This is a genomic window from Weissella cibaria KACC 11862, assembly GCF_000193635.1.
GTDB lineage: Bacteria > Bacillota > Bacilli > Lactobacillales > Lactobacillaceae > Weissella > Weissella cibaria.
The window spans coordinates 1-3,159 of the sequence record NZ_AEKT01000007.1; the positions used below are offsets into that span (position 1 = coordinate 1).

Sequence of the window (3,159 nt, forward strand, 5' to 3'; positions counted from 1 at the left end):
ACGTTCAAACGGGATTTTTTATTACTTTAGTTGATCGGCCGTTAAATCAGTCAGTGTCTGCAACCAGGTTACGGTACCTTCATCGGCATCTGTCGGCATGACAAATGGCGCCGTCGAATAAACCGTTGCAACATTTTGCCAATTAATTTGGTCATCACTCAGCAACGATTGTTGCAAATCAGCTACCTGTTGTTCAGTAACTGTAGCTAACCGGTCCGGCATGGTCGCATACATCGTTAAGAACCAGTTTAAGGCCAATTGTTGTGCCACTAACGCTGTAATTGTTTCAGCTTCAGCTGTTACCATGCGGCGGGTTGCCAATGGCATCGCTGGTACTTCTTTTTGCAAAAACTTTTGGAACCGACGCCATTCACTATTGACCAAAGCATAGAATTGCCATGGTACTTGCGTGGCGATTTGGCCCAATGTTTGCTGGGTAATGGTTGTCAACGCCCAAGTTTGCGCTGTGGCATTATCTAACCACGCCATCAAAAAGCGTTGCATCGTCTCCTTGGTAACTGGGGCGAGTCGCGCATTCTGCGTTAAGTGGTAGCGCACAACCAAGAACGCTTTAATCTGTTCTGGTTGAATCGCCTGGCTCTCGGCCAACTTCGTACGCTGTTTAAATTGCCGTAACTGCTTCACTGAGCTAACACTCGCGAAACTCCCTTGTTTAACCATTGTTTATTACCACAAATCTTCCGTATAGTTTTGATCTGGTGCGCCCATGATACGTTCACCACGTTGTAAGGCATCAATGCGTGCCATGTCCGTTGGTGTCAATTGGAATTGCAAATCAATGTTTTGCGCCATGCGGGCCGGATTACCTGACTTTGGAATAACCGCCACGTTATGTTGGATGTGCCAGCGTAGAATAACTTGCGCGACACTCACACCATATCGCGTCGCAATCCCCTGCAACGTCTCATCCTGCAGCACCGCACCGCGGCCCAACGGACTCCAGGCTTGGTGTTGAATGCCAAGTTCCGTTAAGTAATTATGCAGCACGTGTTGATTGAAGTATGGGTGCGTCTCAATTTGATCGACTGCCGGTACAACTGTCGCTTGCGTCAACAAACGATCTAAATGGTGCGCCTCAAAATTCGACACACCAATCGCCCGAACATACCCTTCTTTGTACAAGTGCTCTAATGCACGCCACGTTTCAAAAAATGGCTCAAATTTTGGCCAGTGGACCAGGTACAAGTCTAGATAATCCGTTTGTAGCGCTGCCGTTGTTCGCTTAAAAGCTTGTAGGGTATTTTCATACCCTTGCTCCAGCTGTGCAACCTTACTCGTTAGGAAGTAATCTGACCGATCAAGCCCTGAGTTTACCAGGTAAGCCCCAAGTTCATCTTGATTACCATACATCGCTGCCGTATCAAACATTCGGTAACCTGCTTCAGTTGCCGCCGCCATCACTTCATTGTAGGTTAGTTCTGCATTGGCCGCATCCGTACCGAATCCGACCATCGGCATTTTTACGCCATTGTTTAAAGTCACAAATTCCATCATATTCTCCCCTTAATCATGAATTATGCTTACATTTTAGCATTTAATCATGACGTTTTTGAGAAGAACCACAATTCCAGACAACTAATCTTAGAGCCCTGGTATCTGAATGTCAATACCAGTAAAAAAGCGTCCCACCCGTTACGGTAGAACGCTTAATAGGCATCTTCTTAATCATTACCCATCTTAGTCAACAACCAAGATACAACTAAGACAACGATAATCGCCCCAATGATTGATGGGAACAATGCCATACCGGCCAGTGAAGGCCCCCATGATCCAAGTACCATCTCACCCAGCCAAGAACCAATCAAACCAGCGACGATATTTGCTATCCAACCCATCGATGCGCCTCGGCTAGTAATTGCCCCGGCAATCGCACCAATCACTGCACCAATAATTAAAGTCCAAATTAAATGCATCTTCATATCCTCCTGTTTTGCTGTGCTCATAACTATATCTATACTTTACCAGTGTCCTTGATATTGGACAAACGGAATGCTTTTTTAACGTAAAATTTTTGGACAGTTGTTTCATCTGCGATATACTATGGTAGAGTATAAGGTATACAGGAGGTAATGATTATGTTTTTAACAATTTCCCATGCTGCAAAAGCAAAGCTGACGCAACGTCTTACACCTCAAACCAAGATTGTTTTGGATTTTGATGATGGCGTCGGTCCATTTTCAGACGCAGGGATGTGTACCCTCGACGTGGCCTTTAACATCATCCTTTGCGAAAGCGATCAAATTACTAATGATTTTGACAAAAAAATCGATAGTACACTTGGCCCTGTTTACATCAAGGGTTACACAGCTGCCCAGATGGATTCAGATATGACGCTTTCAGTTGATAAGTACTTGCGTTATAGCCTAGCAGGTCCTTCAGGTACGCTTGATTCAAACGTTGGCTTGCGTGACCTACAAACAGCTTAATCCCAACTATTAAAGCCCAGTCAGACAGCAATCTGAACTGGGCTTTTTGGTTTCTTTTATCACAGCAGCTATTGGTCATGTCGGAGGTCTAAAACCTCCGACATTCCCAGTTTGCTTTATCGTTGTGCTAATGCACGTTCTAATTCTTTAATGCGGCTAATTAAGGCGGCTTGAATAATTTGGGCATCTTCATCAGTAGGTACACTGGCTTGTGGTTGAAGGATTGGTGCATCACCTAATTGGCCCTTCAATTGCTGATTTTCAAGTGCCAAGCGATCCAATTCCGCCGCCATTTCTTGTAGTGCGCCTTGCAGGTCACCTACTTGTGCTTCATAAATTTCGGCACCCGTCCGCCACTTATCAACTTCCGTTTGTGCAGACGCCAATGCTTCTGTTAATTCTTGAATCTTTGTTGCTGCTTCGTCCATGTCACACGCCCCCTTTTTTCATCATAACAAAAGAGGTCATCCTTTAACAGGATGACCTCTTTACACTATGCCGACTGGGGGATTCGAACCCTCGACCTACGGTTTACGATACCGTTGCTCTACCAACTGAGCTAAGTCGGCATAACTCCGAATGTCGGGCTCGAACCGACGACAACACGATTAACAGTCGTGTGCTCTACCAACTGAGCTAATTCGGAATAATATATGCATCGCGACGTCCTATCCTCGCAGGAAGCGATCCTCCAACTACTTTCGGCGCTATT

The 3,159-nt window shown here is 45.5% G+C and carries 5 protein-coding genes and 2 tRNA genes; 1 reads left to right on the forward strand and 6 read right to left on the reverse strand.

What is annotated here, in order from left to right:
- Nucleotides 1-21: 21 nt before the first annotated feature.
- The 3 genes from ESE_RS0101070 to ESE_RS0101080 all read right to left on the reverse strand — a co-directional run bounded on the left by ESE_RS0101070 (nt 22) and on the right by ESE_RS0101080 (nt 1,934).
- Nucleotides 22-681, reverse strand: a complete 660-nt coding sequence (locus ESE_RS0101070) for a hypothetical protein (protein WP_010369847.1) — start codon at nt 679-681, stop codon at nt 22-24.
- Nucleotides 682-687: 6 nt separating this feature from the next.
- A complete protein-coding gene (locus tag ESE_RS0101075; RefSeq protein ID WP_224228715.1) occupies nt 688-1,515 on the reverse strand; it encodes an aldo/keto reductase in 828 nt (275 codons plus the stop codon).
- A gap of 167 nt (nt 1,516-1,682) precedes the next feature.
- On the reverse strand, nt 1,683-1,934 hold the full coding sequence (locus ESE_RS0101080; RefSeq protein ID WP_029237417.1) for a GlsB/YeaQ/YmgE family stress response membrane protein: 252 nt from the start codon (nt 1,932-1,934) through the stop codon (nt 1,683-1,685).
- 162 nt (nt 1,935-2,096) lie between these two features.
- Here ESE_RS0101080 and ESE_RS0101085 point away from each other — a divergent pair, with 162 nt between their 5' ends.
- The gene (locus ESE_RS0101085; protein WP_010369856.1) at nt 2,097-2,447 is read left to right on the forward strand and encodes an iron-sulfur cluster biosynthesis family protein; all 351 of its coding nucleotides are present in this window, start codon (nt 2,097-2,099) and stop codon (nt 2,445-2,447) included.
- A gap of 116 nt (nt 2,448-2,563) precedes the next feature.
- On the opposite strand, the gene ESE_RS0101090 is transcribed toward ESE_RS0101085, so the two are convergent.
- The 3 genes from ESE_RS0101090 to ESE_RS0101100 all read right to left on the reverse strand — a co-directional run bounded on the left by ESE_RS0101090 (nt 2,564) and on the right by ESE_RS0101100 (nt 3,093).
- On the reverse strand, nt 2,564-2,875 hold the full coding sequence (locus ESE_RS0101090) for a hypothetical protein (protein ID WP_010369859.1): 312 nt from the start codon (nt 2,873-2,875) through the stop codon (nt 2,564-2,566).
- 68 nt (nt 2,876-2,943) lie between these two features.
- A tRNA-Thr gene (locus ESE_RS0101095) sits at nt 2,944-3,016 on the reverse strand.
- A gap of 4 nt (nt 3,017-3,020) precedes the next feature.
- Nucleotides 3,021-3,093 (reverse strand) — tRNA-Asn (locus tag ESE_RS0101100).
- Between the last annotated feature and the right edge of the window lie 66 nt (nt 3,094-3,159).

What these genes read in the sequence shown, in the direction of transcription:
- ESE_RS0101070 (WP_010369847.1), bottom strand. Translation starts at nt 681, where the DNA reads ATGGTTAAACAAGGGAGTTTCGCGAGTGTTAGCTCAGTGAAGCAGTTA.
- ESE_RS0101075 (WP_224228715.1), bottom strand. Translation starts at nt 1,515, where the DNA reads ATGATGGAATTTGTGACTTTAAACAATGGCGTAAAAATGCCGATGGTC.
- ESE_RS0101080 (WP_029237417.1), bottom strand. Translation starts at nt 1,934, where the DNA reads ATGCATTTAATTTGGACTTTAATTATTGGTGCAGTGATTGGTGCGATT.
- ESE_RS0101085 (WP_010369856.1), top strand. Translation starts at nt 2,097, where the DNA reads ATGTTTTTAACAATTTCCCATGCTGCAAAAGCAAAGCTGACGCAACGT.
- ESE_RS0101090 (WP_010369859.1), bottom strand. Translation starts at nt 2,875, where the DNA reads ATGGACGAAGCAGCAACAAAGATTCAAGAATTAACAGAAGCATTGGCG.